The sequence below is a fragment of the Paenibacillus sp. Y916 genome (genome assembly GCF_056786435.1).
The window spans coordinates 60,121-80,386 of record NZ_JBXCJA010000009.1 but is presented as its reverse complement, the minus strand read 5'-3'; the positions used below and the strand labels follow the sequence as shown (position 1 = coordinate 80,386).

At 39.4% G+C, this 20,266-nt stretch carries 22 protein-coding genes, 1 pseudogene and 1 other annotated feature; of the genes and pseudogenes, 1 reads left to right on the top strand and 22 read right to left on the bottom strand.

Going from position 1 to position 20,266, the window contains the following annotated elements:
* Nucleotides 1–97: 97 nt before the first annotated feature.
* Together AC1TO9_RS17910 and AC1TO9_RS17905 are read right to left on the bottom strand one after the other, a co-directional pair.
* Nucleotides 98–367 carry a hypothetical protein gene (locus AC1TO9_RS17910; protein WP_482060048.1) on the bottom strand — a complete coding sequence of 90 codons (270 nt, stop codon included), beginning with the start codon at nt 365–367 and terminating at the stop codon, nt 98–100.
* Between the two features lie 103 nt (nt 368–470).
* Nucleotides 471–767, bottom strand: a pseudogene (locus AC1TO9_RS17905) (DEAD/DEAH box helicase family protein); the annotation flags it as partial.
* 303 nt (nt 768–1,070) lie between these two features.
* Here AC1TO9_RS17905 and AC1TO9_RS17900 point away from each other — a divergent pair.
* Entirely contained in the window at nt 1,071–2,132 is a 1,062-nt protein-coding gene (locus tag AC1TO9_RS17900; protein ID WP_482060047.1) for a type I restriction endonuclease, read from the top strand.
* A gap of 343 nt (nt 2,133–2,475) precedes the next feature.
* Here AC1TO9_RS17900 and AC1TO9_RS17895 read toward each other — a convergent pair whose 3' ends face one another.
* The 20 genes from AC1TO9_RS17895 to AC1TO9_RS17800 form a co-directional block, all read right to left on the bottom strand.
* Nucleotides 2,476–3,375, bottom strand: coding sequence for an alpha/beta fold hydrolase (locus tag AC1TO9_RS17895; RefSeq protein ID WP_482060046.1), 900 nt, complete (start codon nt 3,373–3,375; stop codon nt 2,476–2,478).
* Nucleotides 3,376–3,429: 54 nt separating this feature from the next.
* Nucleotides 3,430–4,101: a TetR/AcrR family transcriptional regulator gene (locus tag AC1TO9_RS17890; protein WP_482060045.1), complete on the bottom strand. Its 672-nt coding sequence runs from the start codon at nt 4,099–4,101 to the stop codon at nt 3,430–3,432.
* 93 nt (nt 4,102–4,194) lie between these two features.
* Nucleotides 4,195–5,208 (bottom strand): S66 family peptidase, encoded by a 1,014-nt coding sequence (locus AC1TO9_RS17885; protein ID WP_482060044.1) that lies wholly within the window; start codon nt 5,206–5,208, stop codon nt 4,195–4,197.
* Between the two features lie 91 nt (nt 5,209–5,299).
* Nucleotides 5,300–6,202 (bottom strand): DMT family transporter, encoded by a 903-nt coding sequence (locus AC1TO9_RS17880; protein ID WP_482060043.1) that lies wholly within the window; start codon nt 6,200–6,202, stop codon nt 5,300–5,302.
* 167 nt (nt 6,203–6,369) lie between these two features.
* Nucleotides 6,370–6,618, bottom strand: coding sequence for a hypothetical protein (locus tag AC1TO9_RS17875; protein WP_482060042.1), 249 nt, complete (start codon nt 6,616–6,618; stop codon nt 6,370–6,372).
* Nucleotides 6,619–6,635: 17 nt separating this feature from the next.
* The gene (locus tag AC1TO9_RS17870; protein WP_482060041.1) at nt 6,636–7,145 is read right to left on the bottom strand and encodes a DUF6933 domain-containing protein; all 510 of its coding nucleotides are present in this window, start codon (nt 7,143–7,145) and stop codon (nt 6,636–6,638) included.
* Between the two features lie 59 nt (nt 7,146–7,204).
* Nucleotides 7,205–7,540 carry a hypothetical protein gene (locus AC1TO9_RS17865; protein WP_482060040.1) on the bottom strand — a complete coding sequence of 112 codons (336 nt, stop codon included), beginning with the start codon at nt 7,538–7,540 and terminating at the stop codon, nt 7,205–7,207.
* A gap of 172 nt (nt 7,541–7,712) precedes the next feature.
* Entirely contained in the window at nt 7,713–8,177 is a 465-nt protein-coding gene (locus AC1TO9_RS17860) for a hypothetical protein (RefSeq protein ID WP_482060039.1), read from the bottom strand.
* A 185-nt stretch (nt 8,178–8,362) separates the two neighbouring features.
* Nucleotides 8,363–8,791: a transcriptional regulator gene (locus tag AC1TO9_RS17855; protein ID WP_482060038.1), complete on the bottom strand. Its 429-nt coding sequence runs from the start codon at nt 8,789–8,791 to the stop codon at nt 8,363–8,365.
* Between the two features lie 14 nt (nt 8,792–8,805).
* Entirely contained in the window at nt 8,806–9,330 is a 525-nt protein-coding gene (locus AC1TO9_RS17850) for a DUF6932 family protein (RefSeq protein ID WP_482060037.1), read from the bottom strand.
* Nucleotides 9,331–9,588: 258 nt separating this feature from the next.
* Nucleotides 9,589–10,191: a TetR/AcrR family transcriptional regulator gene (locus AC1TO9_RS17845; RefSeq protein WP_482060036.1), complete on the bottom strand. Its 603-nt coding sequence runs from the start codon at nt 10,189–10,191 to the stop codon at nt 9,589–9,591.
* A gap of 86 nt (nt 10,192–10,277) precedes the next feature.
* On the bottom strand, nt 10,278–11,432 hold the full coding sequence (locus AC1TO9_RS17840) for a YhgE/Pip domain-containing protein (RefSeq protein WP_482060035.1): 1,155 nt from the start codon (nt 11,430–11,432) through the stop codon (nt 10,278–10,280).
* Between the two features lie 228 nt (nt 11,433–11,660).
* The gene (locus tag AC1TO9_RS17835; RefSeq protein ID WP_482060034.1) at nt 11,661–11,813 is read right to left on the bottom strand and encodes a hypothetical protein; all 153 of its coding nucleotides are present in this window, start codon (nt 11,811–11,813) and stop codon (nt 11,661–11,663) included.
* 105 nt (nt 11,814–11,918) lie between these two features.
* Nucleotides 11,919–13,181, bottom strand: coding sequence for a tyrosine--tRNA ligase (tyrS, locus tag AC1TO9_RS17830; RefSeq protein WP_482060093.1), 1,263 nt, complete (start codon nt 13,179–13,181; stop codon nt 11,919–11,921).
* 136 nt (nt 13,182–13,317) lie between these two features.
* Nucleotides 13,318–13,538 (bottom strand) — a binding site (T-box leader).
* 91 nt (nt 13,539–13,629) lie between these two features.
* Nucleotides 13,630–14,964, bottom strand: coding sequence for an extracellular solute-binding protein (locus tag AC1TO9_RS17825; RefSeq protein ID WP_482060033.1), 1,335 nt, complete (start codon nt 14,962–14,964; stop codon nt 13,630–13,632).
* Between the two features lie 12 nt (nt 14,965–14,976).
* On the bottom strand, nt 14,977–15,774 hold the full coding sequence (locus AC1TO9_RS17820; protein ID WP_482060032.1) for a response regulator: 798 nt from the start codon (nt 15,772–15,774) through the stop codon (nt 14,977–14,979).
* On the bottom strand, nt 15,771–17,525 hold the full coding sequence (locus AC1TO9_RS17815; protein ID WP_482060031.1) for a cache domain-containing sensor histidine kinase: 1,755 nt from the start codon (nt 17,523–17,525) through the stop codon (nt 15,771–15,773). The genes AC1TO9_RS17820 and AC1TO9_RS17815 overlap by 4 nt, the downstream gene beginning before the upstream one ends.
* Before the next feature lie 260 nt (nt 17,526–17,785).
* Nucleotides 17,786–18,487 (bottom strand): DsbA family protein, encoded by a 702-nt coding sequence (locus AC1TO9_RS17810; protein WP_482060030.1) that lies wholly within the window; start codon nt 18,485–18,487, stop codon nt 17,786–17,788.
* 165 nt (nt 18,488–18,652) lie between these two features.
* The gene (locus tag AC1TO9_RS17805) at nt 18,653–19,036 is read right to left on the bottom strand and encodes a RidA family protein (RefSeq protein WP_482056756.1); all 384 of its coding nucleotides are present in this window, start codon (nt 19,034–19,036) and stop codon (nt 18,653–18,655) included.
* Between the two features lie 45 nt (nt 19,037–19,081).
* A complete protein-coding gene (locus AC1TO9_RS17800) occupies nt 19,082–20,080 on the bottom strand; it encodes a Gfo/Idh/MocA family protein (protein WP_482060029.1) in 999 nt (332 codons plus the stop codon).
* Nucleotides 20,081–20,266 lie beyond the last annotated feature (186 nt).

Here is a 20,266-nt window from a genome sequence, read left to right as displayed (position 1 = left end):
GTGATGAATCAAAGTTGTGGTTCCTAACCGGACCAAGATGGTCTGTATTTGTTTCCCCATAGAACTATACCTTCCAAATGAGAATTATGAGTACTATTCACATAATTTTCTTAAGTGCATTCGTATATGACTCGTCTGAAGTCTTCATTTCATCTTGAATTGTTCTTGTCTTCAAGACTCCTTTCTTACCTCCATCAATACCAAAATAATGGAGTATATCCATTGCAACAAATCCACCACCTCTGGCTGGTGCAGGAAGATGCAATATCTCTTTTTGTATTTGACGATGAGACCTACCTTCATAGAGATAAGCATATATAACCTTTCTTATTACATCATCATTAAATTGTGTTAAATATCTTGACATAGTGCAACCTCGCCTCGTTTTCATTTTCAAATTATGTATTCACTTTAACGTTTTTAATAATATAAATCCGACTTATACATTATATTCTATAGCCGATTCCTTACGCTATCGCATGGTCGAAGTAAGCTAGAATGTCTTCATCCGTTCCGGTGTTGCTGTCAATCCCAGTAGGATAAAAGCTTCTGGTAGGAAGGCGCTGCGGCATGGTAAATTCATCGACGATGATGAATTCATAGAAATCGCTCGTTGTCTTCTCCGTTAGCTTCATTGAGTTAAAACTTTGAATACTAATGAACAAATGATCCACAGACTCCGCTTGATGCTGGCCTACATGTAGATCGCCGAAGTTCAAGTCTTTTAGAATATAACGGAATGTATCTTGGCTCTGCTTCAGAATTTCTCTGCCAATCTCATAGTCCGGGTCCAAGGCAGATGGCTAGTGCGACGTTATATTACTAATGATTTGCTCATAGAGTCCTTGTTTCATGTAGTTACCTCATTTATGTAGAGTGATCTGTCTCTTAGTCATGATTCGACATATAGGTCGAATTACCTCTATGAACATAGTACTGCAACCCATCACAAATACGCTATTGAACTACAACTTTTGTTATTATGTCACGATATAATAATAAACCACCTACTTAAGACCTATTATGGTAGTATGTTGGTATAGGTAAATATTACAAAAGGGGTGTCCAATTTGGAGAATTTTCCGGAACAAGTAAAGACTTTTGCAAAAAGAGTACAAAAATTAAAAGATAGTATATTAACTGAAGAAGCTACTAAGACGTCTGTTATTATGCCGTTTTTTCAACTCTTAAATTACGATGTCTTTAATCCTGAAGAATTTCTACCTGAATTCACCGCAGATGTAGGCATCAAAAAGGGAGAAAAGGTCGATTATGCCATTTTGAAAAGTGGCGAACCTATCATCCTAGTAGAAGCAAAGTCTATTCAAGAGAAGTTGACGAAGCATGACTCACAATTATTCAGATATTTTGGAACTACAAAGGCCAAATTCGCTATACTTACGAACGGATTAACTTATCGTTTCTACACAGATTTAGAAGAACAGAACAAAATGGACACTGTCCCGTTTTTCGAGTTTAATCTATTAGATATACGAGATAACCAATTAAGTGAACTATATAAATTCAGAAAAGAAAATTTCAACATTGAGGACATCATTACAACCGCCTCAGAGCTTAAATATACGAATGAAATTAAAAATTGCCTCAAAGCTCAGTGGGATAACCCTTCTGATGAATTTGTATCCTTTATTCTATCTGATGTGTATGCTGGCAAAAAAACAAAACAGGTTATCGAAAAGTTTAATCTCATCGTAAAAAAGTCCCTCAAAGAATTCGTTAATGATATGATGAATGACAAAATCAAAGCAGCCTTAAATAATAATGAAAGTACAACTATCGAGGCAGAAAGTGAAGTTGCTATTTCTAAAGAAATACTCTCTGAAGCGGAGATTGTGACTACTGAAGAAGAAATTGAGGGCTACGTAACCATTAAAATTCTACTCAAAGATATTATTGATTCTGAAAGACTAAGTTATCGCGATAATTTGAGTTATTTCAACATACTAATCGATAACAGTATTCGCAAATGGGTCTGCCGTTTAGGATTTAATAGCAGCAATAAATATATACAATTTAATGATGAAGAGAAAACAACGATTCCATTATCAAATGTATCCGATATTAGCGAGCTTCGAGATAAGATCCATGAAGTTGCAGGTAGATTTGTTTAAGCACGATTGTCCTTTTATATTCATCTTTCAAATAAGAATAATGAAACCCTAACTTTTCATAACTTGATGTTGTTCTTCAAAGATGTTAGGTGCAATTATAGTCGGAGAAGTCTGCTGTTCCATCCTGAACAACCTTTTCTTATTTAGCTATACACTTAACAGAATCACTGCTTAGTGTCGTCGGTATATCGAGCTAACTGTACATGAGCGAAACCAAAGAGGCTGCCCCAAACTTGGGGCAGCCCTCTTCCATTATTCCTATCAATCCAGTATGCATATCGTGTATGGTTTGATACTTCAATCATCTGCTCTCTGTGGCAAATCTATCATTTCATCGAAATACTCATAACCCCTTATGATAATCATTCCCCATATAATCCAACATAACTTGGTTAACTTCTGTCGAAATTTCATGGTTAATTCCATGTCCTGCATCGCTGAACATCCGGTACTGTACACCGTATTTCTCGAATTTCCCCTTAACTTTTTGTGGATCTCCCATTGGATCTGCTTCACCACAGATAAAGAGGCATTTCCCTCTAAGCAATCCTATTTGTTCATCGCTAAACGTTTCAATCTTATGATAAGCCATTGACATTGTACGGAATCCTTTAAGAAGCCACATATAATGCTCCATGATTAGATCCACTTCCGTAAACGTTGCACTGTTCTTGCCTGTAAGTTTTAATATAAGCTTGACTACATTCTTCTTCGTTGGAAAGATGGCTTCAGGAAGGAACACTTTCATCATCGTTTTCATCGGATTACCACTGGTTGCATCAAAGATGGAACTTGCCATACAGATTGCTTTTATGACCCTATCTGACCTTTCCATACTATAACGTTGAACCAAATATCCACCATTTGAGACCCCTGCCATATAGGCTTGGGGTAGCTCTAATGCATCTAACAGTTCATCAATCCATTTCGTTTGATTGAATGTCTTATTATAATTTGCGTTAGGGCGACTTTTCCCAGGTCCACCCATCGTGTCTACCGCATAAATATGGAATTCCTGAGCAAGCTCTTTGGCATTATATACCCACATGAGTGCAGAATTATCACCAACTCCATGAAACAACACTAAAGGTGGCTTGTTCGTATTTCCACATTCAATGATATGTGTACTTCCATATGTCGTTTCAATATCTTTTTCATATACTTCTACGTCCCACATCGTAAGCAACCTATCGTATGTATCCAGCACCTTCGCTTTCGCCTTCTCACTCTTAAACACTTTCATTTCTCAAGACCTCCCTTGTAGCGGACAGTACGTCTGCTTCTTAGTATATCTTCGCTATTCCTCATCAAAGGATGCAAATGACTTATATGCCTTAATAATGATCTTCCTTAACTCTTCTTCCGTATAGGACACTTGATTACTCGCTACCATCGATGCAATACCATGCGTAAACATCCATGTCATCATAAAGATTTCCTGTACTCTTTCCTCACTTAAGTTCTGTACCTTTGCAACGTTGTCTTTACTTCGTTTCTGTTCGTCCGCAACATCTCCAATCACATACATCTGATTCTCATTTGTGAATAAATTCAATAAGCTTGTTGTCTCATAGTTATCTGACATCGTAAGCATCTTAAAAAGATTCTTCTCGTTCTGTGCTAATCCCACATATGCTAATCCCATATTTAAAAATATAGGCGTATTTTCCCGCATATGCTCTTTCAAATAGGACTCAAAAAACTGGATCGTGGCTACGTGGACATCCTTCTTTAATTCCCCCATGTTGTCATACAACCGAAAGATCGGTTGGGTAGAACATCCAAGCCGTTCTGCTAATTTTCTTGTTGTCATATGCTCAAAGCCTATTTCTCTTGTCATCATAAAAGCAACTTCGATAATCTGCGCTTTTGATATTTTCTCTTTGGGTGCCATTGTTTTCTCCTCAAAATATAAAATAACATCGTTATATAACAATGTTATTTTATCGTCAGTGTATGAATTTGTCAATGATTTTCTCCTTATCATTATTATGTGTAACACCAATAAACCAAGTATCCTTATAACGGATTCCTCGGTTTATTCAAGCAATGATTTTTATAGTTATGGATTAAAATACTGCTTTACTGACCCTTTACCATCTTCTACTTCTAATTCAGCATACGCTCCATTTATGAAGGTCATTTGTGGTGGAACATGACCGCAATCAATATCGAAGATGATGGGTATCTGTAATTCCTCGGAAAGTTCTGTGTAAATATCCTCTACTGTATAGTTGTCGACAGGTTGATTGGCATAACTTCTACCAAACATAAGACCTGTACAATGATCGAACCATCCTGCTAATTTCATTTGAACTAATGACCTGCGTAAATCTACTGTGTTCATCTCACAATTCTCTAAATACCATAAGATAGGTTCATTATTTATATAGCTATTCTGAAAATGTTGCACATCACCAAACGGGGTGCCAATCAAATGTCTTATCACATCAATACATCCACCGAGTAGACGGCCTTGTATTTTCACATTCGTATTTGTAATCACTTTCCAACTAGTTTGTTCCGTTAAGTGAAAGACATTAGGTGAAGGGGCAGCGTTCCATTCCTTCTGATAGTTAAATGAAGAATGCTGGAGGATGGATTCACCGGTTTTAGTTGACAAGACAGATTGCCACATCGCTGTGGTCTCATCCGTATATTCTCCTCTTAAATCAATGAGGTTCGTCCCATGAGCAGTGGCTATACCTGTTTTCAAAGTGATGGCTAACAACAATACGCTTATATCTGAATAACCTAATATCCACTTACTCTTACAATTTTCAAAATCAATATATTCAAGAATCTCTATTAATAATTCTCCACCCCAAGGAGGAATAATCATATCGATGTTATCATTACGCATCATGTCATTGAATTCAGTAGCACGTAATTGGGCTAGCGCTGACTTTGCTTTATGTTGAGTCCATACCGTTTCTCCACAAATAACGTTGAATCCCTTCATCTTCATACGACTACAGGAAAGTTTAAGCAAATCATGTAATTCCACTTGTACGCCCGACGAGGGTGCTGTTACACCTATTGTTGCTCCTTCTTTTAAAAACGGATATCTTATCATGTTAAGTCCCCCCTCTATTGGTCGGTGAAACAAGTTGAATTCTCGGCATTTCATCCATAAAATCATCATCGTTATACGGTTCTCAGAGTAGCTAGAGTTGTACAGCATTTGGAGTGCGTTCGAATGTAATCCATATCAATCCAGCAACCATAAATACCGCCCCAACGATCTGCCACATATCCACACTTTCCTTAAAGAACATATATCCCATCAGAACAGCAACGGCTGACACTATATAGCGAAAAAAGTTAGAGCGAGCCGTTCCTACCTGGTACATACAGGCGTTCCATACGACAAAGGCAATAACAGTACAGAAGATGACGTTGTAACCGACTACCAAATATTCGGTAGCGCCTAAATTCGCCCATGCAACTTTACCCCAGGATGATAAGGTGAGTGGGAATAAGAATAGCGTGCCAAAAAAAATATACCAGGTGCTTATACGCAAAGCTGAATACGTTCTCATCAGTGGCATACATAACAGATTGAATAGAGCTCCAATTAAGCTGACGCCCAGCGCCATAAGATTTCCGACCATATGCCTAGATGACCATTCAAACCCTGAACCACCACTGATGATGAAATAAACCCCAACCATAGCAATAGCGCCCCCTATCAGAAGTCGAGCTGTCACCTTCTCCTTCGTAATGAATGGGGCGAATAACGCTGCGAATATTGGCCACGGTGCTACATTGAGCAGGGAGGCATTAGCCAACGTCGTATACTGAATGGAGTATAGCACCATAATCTCAAGCAGCGTTATACCGATTAGACCGATACCCATTAATTTAATCAACACACCAAGCGGTAATCCAACACTCTTCTCCTTCCATTTAAGCAATATGAAAAAGAATGGAACAGCCAACGAAAACCTTAGAAATGCCAAAAGCACCGGATCAAAGACATCCATTGCCAGCCGTGAGAACCCAAAATTCAGTCCCCATATGGCCGAAACCATCACAAGTCCTGCGTAGTACATTTTCTTCTTCTGCAATATCTTGCACCTCTTTGCTATAATAGTCTTACCCTATTATAGCACCCCTGCGAAATCACTCATCTCTTTTCTCACAACAAATATACCCCTCAAAATTCACATCTGTTTACCTATACCGTTACAATAACAAGTTATTACATACAAGTAGAACACTCACATCACTCAAGTTAATTCACTGCAACAACAGGTCGAGCCTCAATATACCCTCTATACCCCATTGGAGCAAGTTGAAATCTCGGCGCTACTTCAGATGCCCATTGGTATCCATAAATCGTCGGATCGAATTTCTCAATAAGATCGTATCCATCAGGAACAGCATTGTTGTAATCAAGCGGTAGCTCCACGCCTTGCACGTATTGGGAAGTTCCCTTTGTGATCAGGTGCTGGGGTAACCACATTCCAATAGGTTCATACATGGCTTCTTTAACACTAGTTAGCCCTCTATCTTACTCATTTCCTTCTTCAATAATTCAATAGGATATGCATAGCCAAGTGTACCGGACATTAATTTTCCAACCCATTTATTAAGTTCCACTAAATTCAGATGATCGCTTGGTATGTACTCTTCAATCTGCCAAGATATATGGATATGGAAGTCATTGATTTGACCTAGAATACTTCTGTCATGTGTCTTTGTATAAATAACTTCTCCACAGTTAGCCATATAGGCATTTACTTGATTCTCCGAGAAACCTTCCGCAAGGAATGTTTCTTGTATCGCGTTCAGAACTATGCTTTCAAACTTTTTGAAATGCTCAGCTTTTAATCCGTATAGCACAATGCAGTATCGAGTTTGATTATTCATTAGAATAACGCCTTTTCGTCTATCGAACATGAATAGATTGGCATGCCAATCATAGAACGGCTCACGCTTGATCGGCGTAATATCATTTGTTTTTATTTTCATAGCATCAGATAATTTCTTAGTACATTGAATAAACATATCTTCACCTCAACCTTTCCTTATTTAACTATAAATGATGGGTTCGACATAAATCTACACTACATCACATACTCCAGATCATCCCGACCGCAAACAAAACAGTAATCCGAATAGTTCCATTTATACCCTCCATCTGTAACAATAAGCTCTTCTTGAATGAAGCTTTCATTCTTCAGGAATTCTCTTAATCGATTGATGTAGGTACGAACCTTCTGTCCACTCCACTCTAACTTGTCTTGCAATTCTTGTTGACTCCATGATTGTTCAGAACTGAGAAGTTTGCTTAGAATTTCCTCCTTACACCCTGAAATACATATCTTATCTCCTGAGTATAAAATAACCTTCTCACCATAGTCTGTACAATCCAGTATAAAAGTAGCACTATTCTGCTTCATTCTCTGAAATTCCGCTATGCTTAGTAGCTTCCTACCCTCTTGGGAGAGTGTGCTTTGTTCGCTACATCCACACTTTGTCTTTTATAAGCTAACGCTAATTTAGAGTACCCTTTAAATTTTTGAGATGTATTGAGCATTGCCCAGTCTTCTATAGGTTGATCATGGCTTCTGTTTAACCGTGGTGGATCATAGGGATTGTACATTTCTGATGATCACCTAATGCAGCTTGAAGCCTTGGGCTGGCATCGTCACCTACAACGACATTCCATTCATAATGGAGACCTGTAAATTTCAAATATTGATGTTGAAGTAGGTGAAACCACGCCGCAGACCAACCACTGGCAAAATACACTTGAGGCACATTCCGTCTATGTCCATCACAGCCTCCAGTAACGAGAATTCCGCTAGCACTGATCGATTTCACAATGATTGCAATTCCACGATCTAGAGATAGACTATTCCATCGCACACCATGATTTCGTTTCGTAAAAGCTCTCCATGAATGAAAGTGATTCGGGATAAAAGATCTTCCATACTGCACAGGTAATCTTTCTATCATCGTTAGAATTTCCGTGGCCATTACGGGGCTCAGAATGATACGATCCCCTTCAACTTCTAATAGAAACCCTCTTTTCACTAGGAAGCTGCTAACCGTTGTGCTGGCTGATTAACAATATTGTTCTTTTTCATATCCACTTCATCTCCTCATCTAACTTCTAAACCCATTAAAGCATGAGGTAGGTTACAGCCGATGTAACACAAATAAACCGTGGGGGAATCCCCACGGTCATATCGCTAAATTTTTTCTAAATAGAATTCGAATTATCCTACAGCAACCTCAATACTTATCGTTGCCTTCATTCCCATTGCGTTCATCACAACTTCAATTTTCTCTGCAGTAGCTCCATAATACTCGTTTCGCTCATCTCGGGAAACCTGTGCTTCCGAGACTTCCAGTTTTCTAGCTAATTCAGATTGCGTCATATTGATATATATTCTAAAAGCAATGAGGCTTTTTCCTATATCCGTAAATTTGTGAATCGGATTAAATGAACCTCTTTTTATTCTTTCATAATACTCAACTTCTTCCTTCAATTGTTCGTGAAATGATATTAATGGTTCAATCGCCATATCAATCTGCTCATCATTTAGTCCCATTTCTTTAAAGCGTATCTTTTCACCAGCAATAAAATCCTTATCTTGCCTCAACTTTTCCTGTGCTTTTTGGTAAGCTGTTTCGTTTTTAATCATCTTTCTCAGCTCCTTTACTTTATAATTCTTACTATTCCCTTTGGTTCAAATGAATCACGTGTTTTTCTAAATGCCGCAGGAAACATCTGTTCTAACCCATGCTCATCGAGAATTCCTGATGATTGGCCAACATGCGGATATAGTTCAACTTTGTATCGATGCCACATTGGTAACTGTGACTTAGCAGAATTCCGGTCATAAATACGATCTTTCCAACTCCAAATTTTATAAGGATCGATAGAGTTAAGCTCCCTTACAATGTCGGGCAGAGTTCTGACGTCTGCAACAAAATAACCATCAATATCACCGGGGCTCGCTTTGTCTTCGACAAATGAACCATCTATAAAAATGTCCATTATACCAACTCTCCAAAGTTGATTAACCAATACCTCCAAGTTATTTACTAAAGTCATCCTTTTATTCGTATCCCATGGAGATCCATCTTTAGGGCCTACTACAAGCAAAGAAGTACGTAATTGATTTAATGTCATAGGATAGTCTTGTGCAGCTAATAAGCCATGATCATTGAATATCAACATTATATTCCTCCAAAACCTAAAATTATACGCAATTTATAATTATACAATATAGTTAACTTAACGAATACGTTAATATAATTTTAACTTACTTATTATAGATGTCAAGTGTATTTTTTGGGGGCCGTTGCCGTTCTCATACATTGATTCTTGACATAAAAACAGCTCGTTCCTCGTTAGAGAAATGAGCTGCCTTAACTAGTCTACGTCTCGTTACCGGATGATACGTACCGCTAATTTTAACTATAGTGGGAAATATCATTAGACTTCTTTATCATTTACTTGTAAACCGGTTAAAACAAACTGTATTGCCGTTTGTTTCATCAATTTATAATCCTTTATATTCTCAGCATCCGTCTCACTCATTAGCTTGTGATATTTTTTATACGATAAACATATCCCTTTAATAATAAGCGATGTATGCTCTAATGAGTCAAAATGAAATACTCCTTCCTTCTTACCTTTGATTAGGATTTCATCCAATTTGGACCACGTAGGTTGTATATATGAGAGAATAGCCTTAGAACGTGGTGACTCCATCGCTAGCTCTTGATTGATAATGGAGCTTAATTCTTTATCTTCATAGCTGAAAGATATAATTTGATCCACCAAAAATTGAATGGCTATTAACGGATCATCAAGGTCTTCATCCATTTCTTTCATTATGTTTACTTCTGTTCCAGGGAAAAACATTTCGAATATGTTTTGCAATACTTTTTCCTTCCCACCAAAGTGGTACGAGACCAAAGATATATTGGCGTTCGCTTTCTCACATATCTGTCTGACCGTCGTTCCTTCGAATCCCTGCTCAGCGAACAATTGTTTAGCCGCAAGTAAAATACGTACTTTTACATCTCGCTCCATTCGTTTCAACAACTCCTGTTCATACCCTAGGTGAAAAATTTTACTTCAACTGGAACCTTTGTTTAAACATATGATTAAAACTGATTTTAATCAAGTAGATTGTGTTCGACAAGCTCAGATGAACCTTTTTGTTTCCTAAGCAGCGTTACCATCAATCCAACACCGACACTACATAACAATGTAATCAGAAGGGCCAAAACATCCTTGTGCGTATTAATGCCGCCGAATCCTAAATTCATTAATCCTTCAACCGCATATGTCGCCGGTAATAATTGGCTAGACCATTGATAGAAGTCACTTAACATCTCTCTTGGTACGATCGTTCCGGAGGTCACGAGCTGTAGGGAGAGCATTGCCATATTTGCCAACATACCTGCCATACCAAGAACGAGAGGGAACATTTGGGCGAAGAACATGAACGTTAAGATCGTTAAGAAATGGAATAACCAGAAGGAAGAAAATCCACTTTCCATCTGCCCGCCCAGAGCCAAGATCAAAGAAGATCCAGCTAACGATACGATGACGGCTCCAATAATGTTAAGTAGTGCACAAGCTATAAAATGCTGCCATTTCGAGATTTCAGACCCGATCATCAATGATACTTGATATATGTTCATGGCCATCAACATCGCGCCAACATAGGAGGCCAATACGAGCATCATAGGAACCATTTGATTGTGCATGCCATTTACGGGATAGATCGACTGTAGATCAGATTCAACCTTATTCAATAGGCCTTGTGCCGTTAGTGATGCTTGCTCAGATGGCAAATTAAATTGTTCCAGTACCATTTGCGTTCCTTGGAGTCCAGCATTGTGATTTAATTCATTGGTAAGTGTCGTTACAACGCTTTGCATGGCACCTTTTGTTACTTGTGAGTTAGATTCATTGAGTGTGTAGGAGATTTTCGCTTTCGTGTCTGGCGTTTGTAGATTTTCTCCAAAATTATCGGGGATCGTTACGATTAAATGAACATTTCGTTGCTTCAGATCATGAATTGCATCTTCTTGGGTCGTCGTTATCGTTTCAAATGGTAGTTTTCCTTGTAATTGCTGTACAATCGTTTGACCGAACTCACCATCTTCATTGACGATGGCAATTTTCAAATGATTGGTTCGTTCTAGTACTCCATCATATGCCGTCATCCAAAATGCACAAAAAATAATTTGCGCCATCAAAGCTACGACGATGGCTAGAATTGTTTGGGGCTTTTTAACATATGCCAATATTGCTTTTTTCATTTTTCTTACCTCTTTTCATAATCTTCATTTTTAAAACAATTGTTTTAATCAAACGTTTGTTTAAAAATACCTCATTATTTTACTGTAGTCAATAACTATTTTTATTGATGGTTCCCGCAACCCTCCAATGATATATACGTCAACTCACTAACTCGATAACCGTCCCTTCAGCAAATACAAATAGGACTGTTCCCCAAAGTCATGTTCATGACCTTCAGAAACAGTCCATCATGTTGGATCATAGATATATTCCATTTGAGGTCCATTACCGGCACTCAGAATGATACAATCTCCTTCGACTTCCAATAGGAACCCTCTTTTGACTAATGTAGCCGCCAACTTTAGCACTTGTTGATTAACAACTCCACTATTCTCATTCATGAATATCAATGACTCAACTGATAAAGATAAAACAAAAACCGAGTAGCCCATGTGATGGATTACTCGGTTTTCTTAAATTCCCAAATCGATACGACAATGACTTTATTAATCCACTAATCTAACTAGACTGTATTTCTTCTTACCTTTACGAATAATGATGAACCGGCCGTCGAATGATTTGTCTGCAGATACTTCCGTGTTTAGATCTGCTACTTTTTCACCATTCATAGAGATCGCTCCATTCGTAATATCTTCTCTTGCCTGACGCTTGGATGGTTCGATACCTAGATCTACTAACCAATCCACAATATTCTTTGTTTCTTTAGTCGCTTCAAAAGTAGGCATTTCTTTAAATCCTTGCTCAATTTCATCCGCTGTTAATGATTTAATGTCTCCACTAAATAAGGCTTCCGAGATTTTAATGGCTTGTGCTAAAGCTTCTTCACTATGAACGAATTTGGTCATCTCTTCAGCTAGTACTCGTTGTGCTTCACGTTTACCTGGTTCTGTATTCACTTTATTCTCTAATTCATGAATGACGTCTTGCGTTAGGAATGTGAAGTATTTCAAGTATTTAACGACATCACGATCATCTGTATTCAACCAGAATTGGTAGAATTCATACGGTGATGTTTGATCAGGATCTAACCAGATCGCGCCACCTGCTGATTTACCAAATTTCGTACCATCTGCTTTCAACATTAATGGGATCGTTAATCCGAATGCCTTCGCTTCTGAGCCTTCTTTTTTACGAATTAAGTCTAGGCCACTTGTGATATTCCCCCACTGATCAGATCCACCAATCTGTAATTGAACTCCTTCTTCTGCATATAGGTGATGGTAATCCATAGACTGAAGAATTTGGTATGCGAATTCGGTAAATGAAATTCCACTATCTAGGCGACTGGATACAACATCTTTAGCCAACATCGCATTGATACTGAAATTCTTCCCATAATCACGTAAGAAGTCGATCACATTTATGTTATGAGTCCAGTCATAGTTGTTTACCATTTTCAGTTGTGCATCGTTATCTGTAACGAATAACTTCTTCATCTGCGCTGTTAGGGCGTTCACATTGTCTTGTACTTGCTCTAATGTCTGTAATTGTCGTTCGGATGAACGTCCACTTGGATCACCAATAGTCCCTGTCGCACCACCAATTAAGATAACAGGTAAATGTCCGTATGCTTGGAATCGTTTCAACACCATGAATGGAATTAAATGTCCAATATGCATGCTATCCCCCGTCGGATCGACACCGCAGTACAAAGCAATCTTCTTCTCACTGACTAATTCGCGTAAACCTTCTGCATCGGTCTGCTGATTAATCGCGTCGCGCCATTCTAACTCATCAATAATATTCATGTTACTCATTTTCATTCAGCCCCTTTTCATATCAATATTGATTTATCCCCTAATAGTGCGTGTTCAAAAAGTCAGCTTTTTGAACTTCCTCTAAATAACGCCATAACGCAAAAATCGCCCCTATGTCTACAATAGACATAGGGACGATTGAATAACCGTGTTACCACCCAAATTGCATAAATAGTGTGACTCCTCTATTCATACCACTCTTAGCAAGAGTATCGTTTGCTAGTCCGCTTAGTATTACCTAAGATACTCCAGAGTGTAATTCGCAAGACTGTTTGTGCTAGGTTGCATCAACCCCTAGCTTTCTGAATAACAGTGACAGCTTGCTACTAATTCCTTCAACGTATACCGTGTATTAGATTAACGTCATTATAGAGAATGATTAGCTCGTTGTCAATTCACAATCTGTTACATTCCGTTATCTCTTGTCATAACCATCCATTTAATTCCCCTTCTCAATAGCCTCCATATGTTGCTTCGCAAATTCTGCTGGAGTAACTACCTTACCGAATAATGCCTGGATCATATTCAAATGTTCTTGAGCGGCATTCGATTTCATTTGCACATCAACAAATAATGTAATACTACTAGCGCTGTTCAATTCATTAAATAGATCAATATACAACTGCGGTAAAGATCCCTGCGTTGTATCTACCTTCGTTGCTGGGATAGCTCCCGCAACCGTTACAGACTGTTCCCCCCACTTGGAAACAAAGTATTCAACAAAAGCTTTGGCTTCATCTTTAACCTTGGATTGTTCAGCTACGAATAGACCTACACCAGGACCACCAACCCAACTGTTAATATTCCCCTTTCCACCTTCAACGGTTGGGAACTTGAAGAATCCAATATTATCTTTGAATTCTTGCGGGATATCTGGATTGGTCGTGTAGTTCGGTAGCTCCCATGTTGCCATGAGATACATAGCCGCCTTACTATTCATGAATACAGATTTACCTTCATCATGGGAAAGTCCATTAAAGCCTTTGTTGAAAGCATTCATATCTACTAGAGTCTGAATTTCAACAGCTGCTTGAATTAGACCTGGATCATCGAATGAACCTGAACCGTCAATCGCCTTCTTAAGAGTTTCGTTCCCCGCGATCCGATCTGCTAAATACATATACCATAATGATCCTGTCCAGCGATCCTTGTTCCCAAGGGCAATTGGAGCTACAGCATGATCTGTTAGCGTTCTCACAACTTGCTTGAATTCATCGTATGTTGTCGGAACCTGAAGATTATATTTAGCAAAAATGGCTTTGTTATAATAAATGGGTGAGATATTCAGTTCAATGGGAAGTGCATATGTCTTGCCATCCGCGGTATATGCTTCAGTGATACCGCTCACAAATTTATCCTTTAGTTGTTCCCCGCCAAGAATATCATCCAGTTCTGCGAACAGGCCAGCCTTGACATAAGGCTCCATAAACCCTGCCGCCCATGTTATTCCTACATCTGGTAGCTCATTAGACGCGGATAACACTTTTAATTTGTTCTTATATTGCTCATTTTCTAGAATCTCTTGCTTTATGATCATATTAGGATGATCAATCTGATACTGATTGATAATGTCACTTACAAGCTTATTCTGCTGTGCTGAGCTTCCTGCTGGCCACAAATGCATCATATTTAAAGTGACTTTCTGTTCAGTTCCACCCTTCGATGCACCGTTCGTCTCTTTTTCCTTATTGCCGCTTGTCCCATTACACCCAGACAATACAACCATCATGGCAAGTACAAGTAGCAGACTAGAAGTTATCTTCTTTCTAGACATCACTTCAACCCCTTATTCTATCTCATCTTGCTGCCCAATACGTTGTCTATATCTGCTTGGGCTAATCAATTCCAGTGACTTAAACACTTTGATGAAATATTTATCGGTCTGATAACCTACCTTTAAAGCAATCTCACTAATGGGCATTCGGGTCTGTGTAAGTAGCATCTTTGCATGTTGAATCCTACTACGCGATAGGTATTCACTGAATGTCATTCCCGTCTGTTCTTTGAATAATACGCTAAAGTAGCTAGCATTCAAATGAAGCAACATAGCAAGTCCACTCAGAGTAATCGGCTCTTCCAGATGCTCTTCCACATACGCCATGGCCTCACGAACCGGCGTACTCTCGCCTTCGTTCGATTTATCTACCCCCAATAGTTTCTTGTCGACTAGCTTCTCTATATTCTCTCTGCGCCTCTTCTCGACGCCCACTTGCAATGCCTGCTGTACGACGCTCAGAAGCTCTTGTTTATCTAATGGCTTAAGTAGGTAATTGATTGCACCGAATTGAATCGCTTTCTGCGCATATTCGAATTCTGCATAACCTGAAATAACGATCACCGATGGCTTATTACGCTTATCTTGAAGTGAATGAATTAAATCTAGACCACTAATCTCTGGCATCCGAACATCCGTAATCAATAGATGCGCGTCGTTATGCCGAAGCCATTCCATAGCCTCTACTCCGTTCGATGCCGTCTCTACTCGATAAGGTTGTCCAGTCAGGTAAGCTTCCAGCGTAATTCGAATTCCCTCTCGAGTTCGAGGCTCATCATCCACAATCAGAATTGTCTTTATCAAATTCATCGTCCTCCTTGTTCACTTGGTATTTCAAACACAACTATGGTTCCCTCTGATATACGACTACTTATGCGTAATCCTTCCACTGCCCCGTGATCTCCTTCATAATAAAGATTCAGGCGCCGCTGCACATTGACGAGTCCTACACCTGTTCCCTTCGAAGAAATAGATGGTCCACCCGCCAACGCATCCTTTAATCCATTAAGTATTTCCTCATTCATGCCCGTACCGTCATCTGTAACGGTTACCGTTGTCCAACCTTCTCTTTCGGATGGCATTACACTGACTGTAACCATGCCCGGATTAATCTTGCTCTCCACTCCGTAGAGAATGGCATTCTCTACAATCGGCTGAATTAATAATTTCGGAATGGGGACAGACATAGACTCTGATGATATATCTACCTGCCAACTTAAACGATCTCCAAGCCTCATCTGCATGATTAGCAAATAACGTCTGACCTGCTCCAATTCTTCACCGATCGTGACCCATTCGTCATGATTCGGATTACTAATGGTATAGCGAAATAATTTGGACATGGCCACGACTAGATCAGCTAAATCCTCCTCCCCCTTCTCCTGAAGCGACCAATTAAATGCTTCTAGTGTATTGAAGAGAAAATGTGGATTAATTTGCGCCTGTAGTGCTTTTAACTCGGTACGACTCTGGAGCATTTCTTTCTCATACACAACACGTATTAGCTCATTCATATGATTGACCATCTGATTATACGTATAATTCAATTCACTTAGCTCCATCGTGTATACGGACTCATTATTGGGTGTAAGTACACCAAATCGAGATTTACGCATCGCTTTGATCAGCTGGATAATAGGACGTGTAATCATCGTAGATAATATAAAGGACATAATTAAGAATAACAATGCCCCTATACCACCTGATGCAAACAGAACAGTCCGTAGCATCGATATACCTTCGGTGATATATCGGACAGGTGTTAAAATAATGAGCGTCCAATTCGTCTTGTCTGAATGTTGCTGGACCATCACATAGTCTTTCCCCTCAACCGTCACTGTCTGATCCCCACTATCCAAGAGAAGTTCTAAATCAGCATCTGTTATCCCATTTGTATTAAGCAACCGACCAGTATCGTCCACTAACAGGATAGACTCCCCTGCCTCATTAACTATTTGAAATTCATCTAGTTGAAAATAACTACGTTGAATACGTACAAGTATATAACCACCTCTAGAGAACCAACGATCCATTAAACTGACCTGCCTGATAGCCAGAATGTATTCCGTATCTTTCGGATCAATTCCCATCCAAACTAGTCGTCCCTTCTGACGATTGGCCTCTTCAATATAACCTTTGTCCACCCGACTGGACAGCGTACTGTCTCCCATTGGAAACAATAACTTATTATCCGAAGTATATAGCTCCAACGATTCTACATTCGTCGTATACGCTTGATAACCTCCAACGATTTGTAGCAAGGACTGACGTTCGTTAAACGTGCCGGGTTGCCCGTCTAATTCTTTCATCAACAGCTGTTGAACGTATGAATTCGTCGCTACTTGCATAGTCATGCTATCAATCTGTGCAATTAATGCATCCAATCGTCCGGTGGCTTGTACGGCTGTTTGCTGAATATGCTTCTCTGTGTTGTCTTTAAGGAGTGTTGATACTCTATCGAAGATAAACACCCCCGCAACACTAATAATAACGAGCATAACTACACAGAAACCTAAAAATATTTGATTGCGCAGCGTATTGAATTCCTTGAATCTCCCCATCTTACTTTTCATCCCCATAGTGTATATTGACTGATCCTTCGTATATAAATGACCGCGCTTACATTCCCGTAAATCTAATCCACTGGACTTATCTCTAGATAACTATAACAATATCGTTGCAAAAGTACGACTACCATTTGAAGTTAAGATCATATGACCATTAAATTAGAAAGGAAAAAGACACCTACTTCTTAAGGCAAGTGCCGTTCCTCTGGACATCATTTCGATATCACACATATGCTATTTGATGGACATGCCTCTTACTTTACGCTAGCTATCTCCGCTTCAATCGCTACGACTAATTCTTCATAAGAAGAACTAGGAAGGAGCTTTCCGTTCACCATAAATTTAGGAGTGCCATTAACACCTAATGAAGCAGCTATCTTGTAATCTTCTTTCACATCTAATGCATGTGTGTGATTTTTCAGATCACTTTTAAATTGATCATAGTCTATATCCGTGATGTTATCTTTTACAAATTGAAGTAAGAATTTCTCCGTAGCCCAGATGTCCTTCTCTACACCCTGACTCTCAAATAGTAATCTTTTATACCGCCAGAATGCGTCATTATTTTGTCGATAAATACTTTCCCCAGCAGCTCCAGCCAATATGGAATCTCGATCAAGAAAGGCAAAATTCATGAAGTATAAATCAATCTTATCCGTGTCCACAAATTCTGCTTTAAATTTCTCTGAATGAGTTGCATTCCACATCATACAAGCCGGACATTTGAAATCAGAAAATTCTATGACTTGTACCCCTGTCGTTCCACTTCCCAAATGTGGTTGCTTGCTGTAATCAATCCCGTCTAGATTCATCTCTCCACGAATTTCAGTATAGTTCGGTAGGTCCTCTAATGCTGTAGAATTCTGCGACTTATTAAGTATAGCTATCAATACCAACAGAGCAATCAACACGACAGCGAATATAATAATCATATATTTAGAGCTAGTCTTCTTCATATATTCTCCTTCTAACTATTATTGGGAGTAAGTATAACAGAATAGTAGCCTTTCATTCGGTATAAAAAGTCACAACTGGTAGTCTAAGGGTGATGCAAAAATAAGACCATAGACGCGAAGCGTCCATGATCCCTTTTTACTAGCGTATTTCCTCAAACTGTCTTATTACAGCTGAACGATGACTTCTATTTCTACTAGAGCATCTTTCGGTAAACGCGCTACCTCTACGGCACTGCGGGCAGGATAAGGCTCTGCAAAGAATCCGCTATATATTTCGTTCACAACTTGGAAATCATTCATATCTTTTAGAAAAACCGTAGATTTCACGACTTGGTTCATACTTCCGCCTGCCGCTTCGACAATGGCCTTGACATTATTTAAAGATTGCTTTGTCTGTCCCTCAACCGTTTCTGGAAATAATCCCGTGCTAGGATCGATCCCCAGCTGTCCCGATGTGAAGAGCAAACCTCCAACTTTAACGGCTTGTGAATAAGGTCCAATGGCTTGCGGTGCATCATTGGTTTGAATAATTTCTTTGTTAGTGCTCATCGTATTGTATCCTCCATTTATATCACTTCAAGTCTTTGGTTCTTTCTATAATTCAAATGGATACCGTAATCCCCATTGCCCACGTACCTGATCAAGTATTCTCATAATACCTAGCGATTCATCCAACGTCATGACCGGACTCTCTGTGAGACCTTCAATCAGACATCTGCCTACTTCTTCTGCCTCAAAAGCAAAACCATCACAAACACGTTCGTCTGTGAAGCGCTCGACCTCTTCTCCACCCACATGAAGTGAAACCGTCTGAGCATTAAAGAAAGATGGGACATGGATCATTCCTTCCGTTCCGTGAATGTATGCCTCATTGTTGAGTTCAAGCCGGATTCCTCCATTCAACGATGCTGTTCGACCGGATCCATAGGATAAAAGAATAGAGAATTGCTCATCTACACCTGTCTCGCCAATATGTGCTGTACTTAATATCGACTGCGGCTCTGCTCCGAATATCATAGAAGCGAAAGAAACGGGATAAATCCCAACATCCAACAGTGCTCCTCCACCTAACTCTGGGTTAAGAAGTCTTCCTTCCGGTTCCCAACCAATACGGAATCCAAACTCACCTTTCACCAGCTGTACATCACCGATTCGTCCATCCTTCAACCACTCTTTGACCTTCATAATAGGAGGTAGGAAGCGAGTCCACATGCCTTCCATTAGGAACAGTCTATGTTCCTTCGCATAACTTACCAGTTCTTCTAACTCGCTACTATTCACTGTGAAAGGCTTCTCACATAACACGGCTTTTCCCGCGCGTAAGCAAGTCATCACACTGTCTTTGTGAAAAGGATGTGGCGTTGCCACGTATATTGCATCCACATCGGGATCATTCGCTAATTCCTCATAACTTCCATAGGCTCGGGGAATATCGTGTTGATCAGCAAATTTCTTGGCACTATCTAGCGTGCGGGATCCAACGGCTAAACACTCACCATTCCTCGCATGGACTAAATCCTGGGTAAACTTACCTGCAATCCAGCCTGTACCTAATATACCCCACTTAATCTTTCGCGTATTCGCTTGTGTCATGCTGTGCCTCCTCAAGTCTAATGATAACTATATTCTACCAAATCCATTTGGACAAAGGAAGCTTGCCGCTATGAATATATCATTGTTTAATTATACCAAATCGTTTATCATTATTTCATAATCAAATACGACACAGCGGAAGCACCGCCTACCTTGAGAATCCTTGGTGAGGTGGTGCTTTTTTAA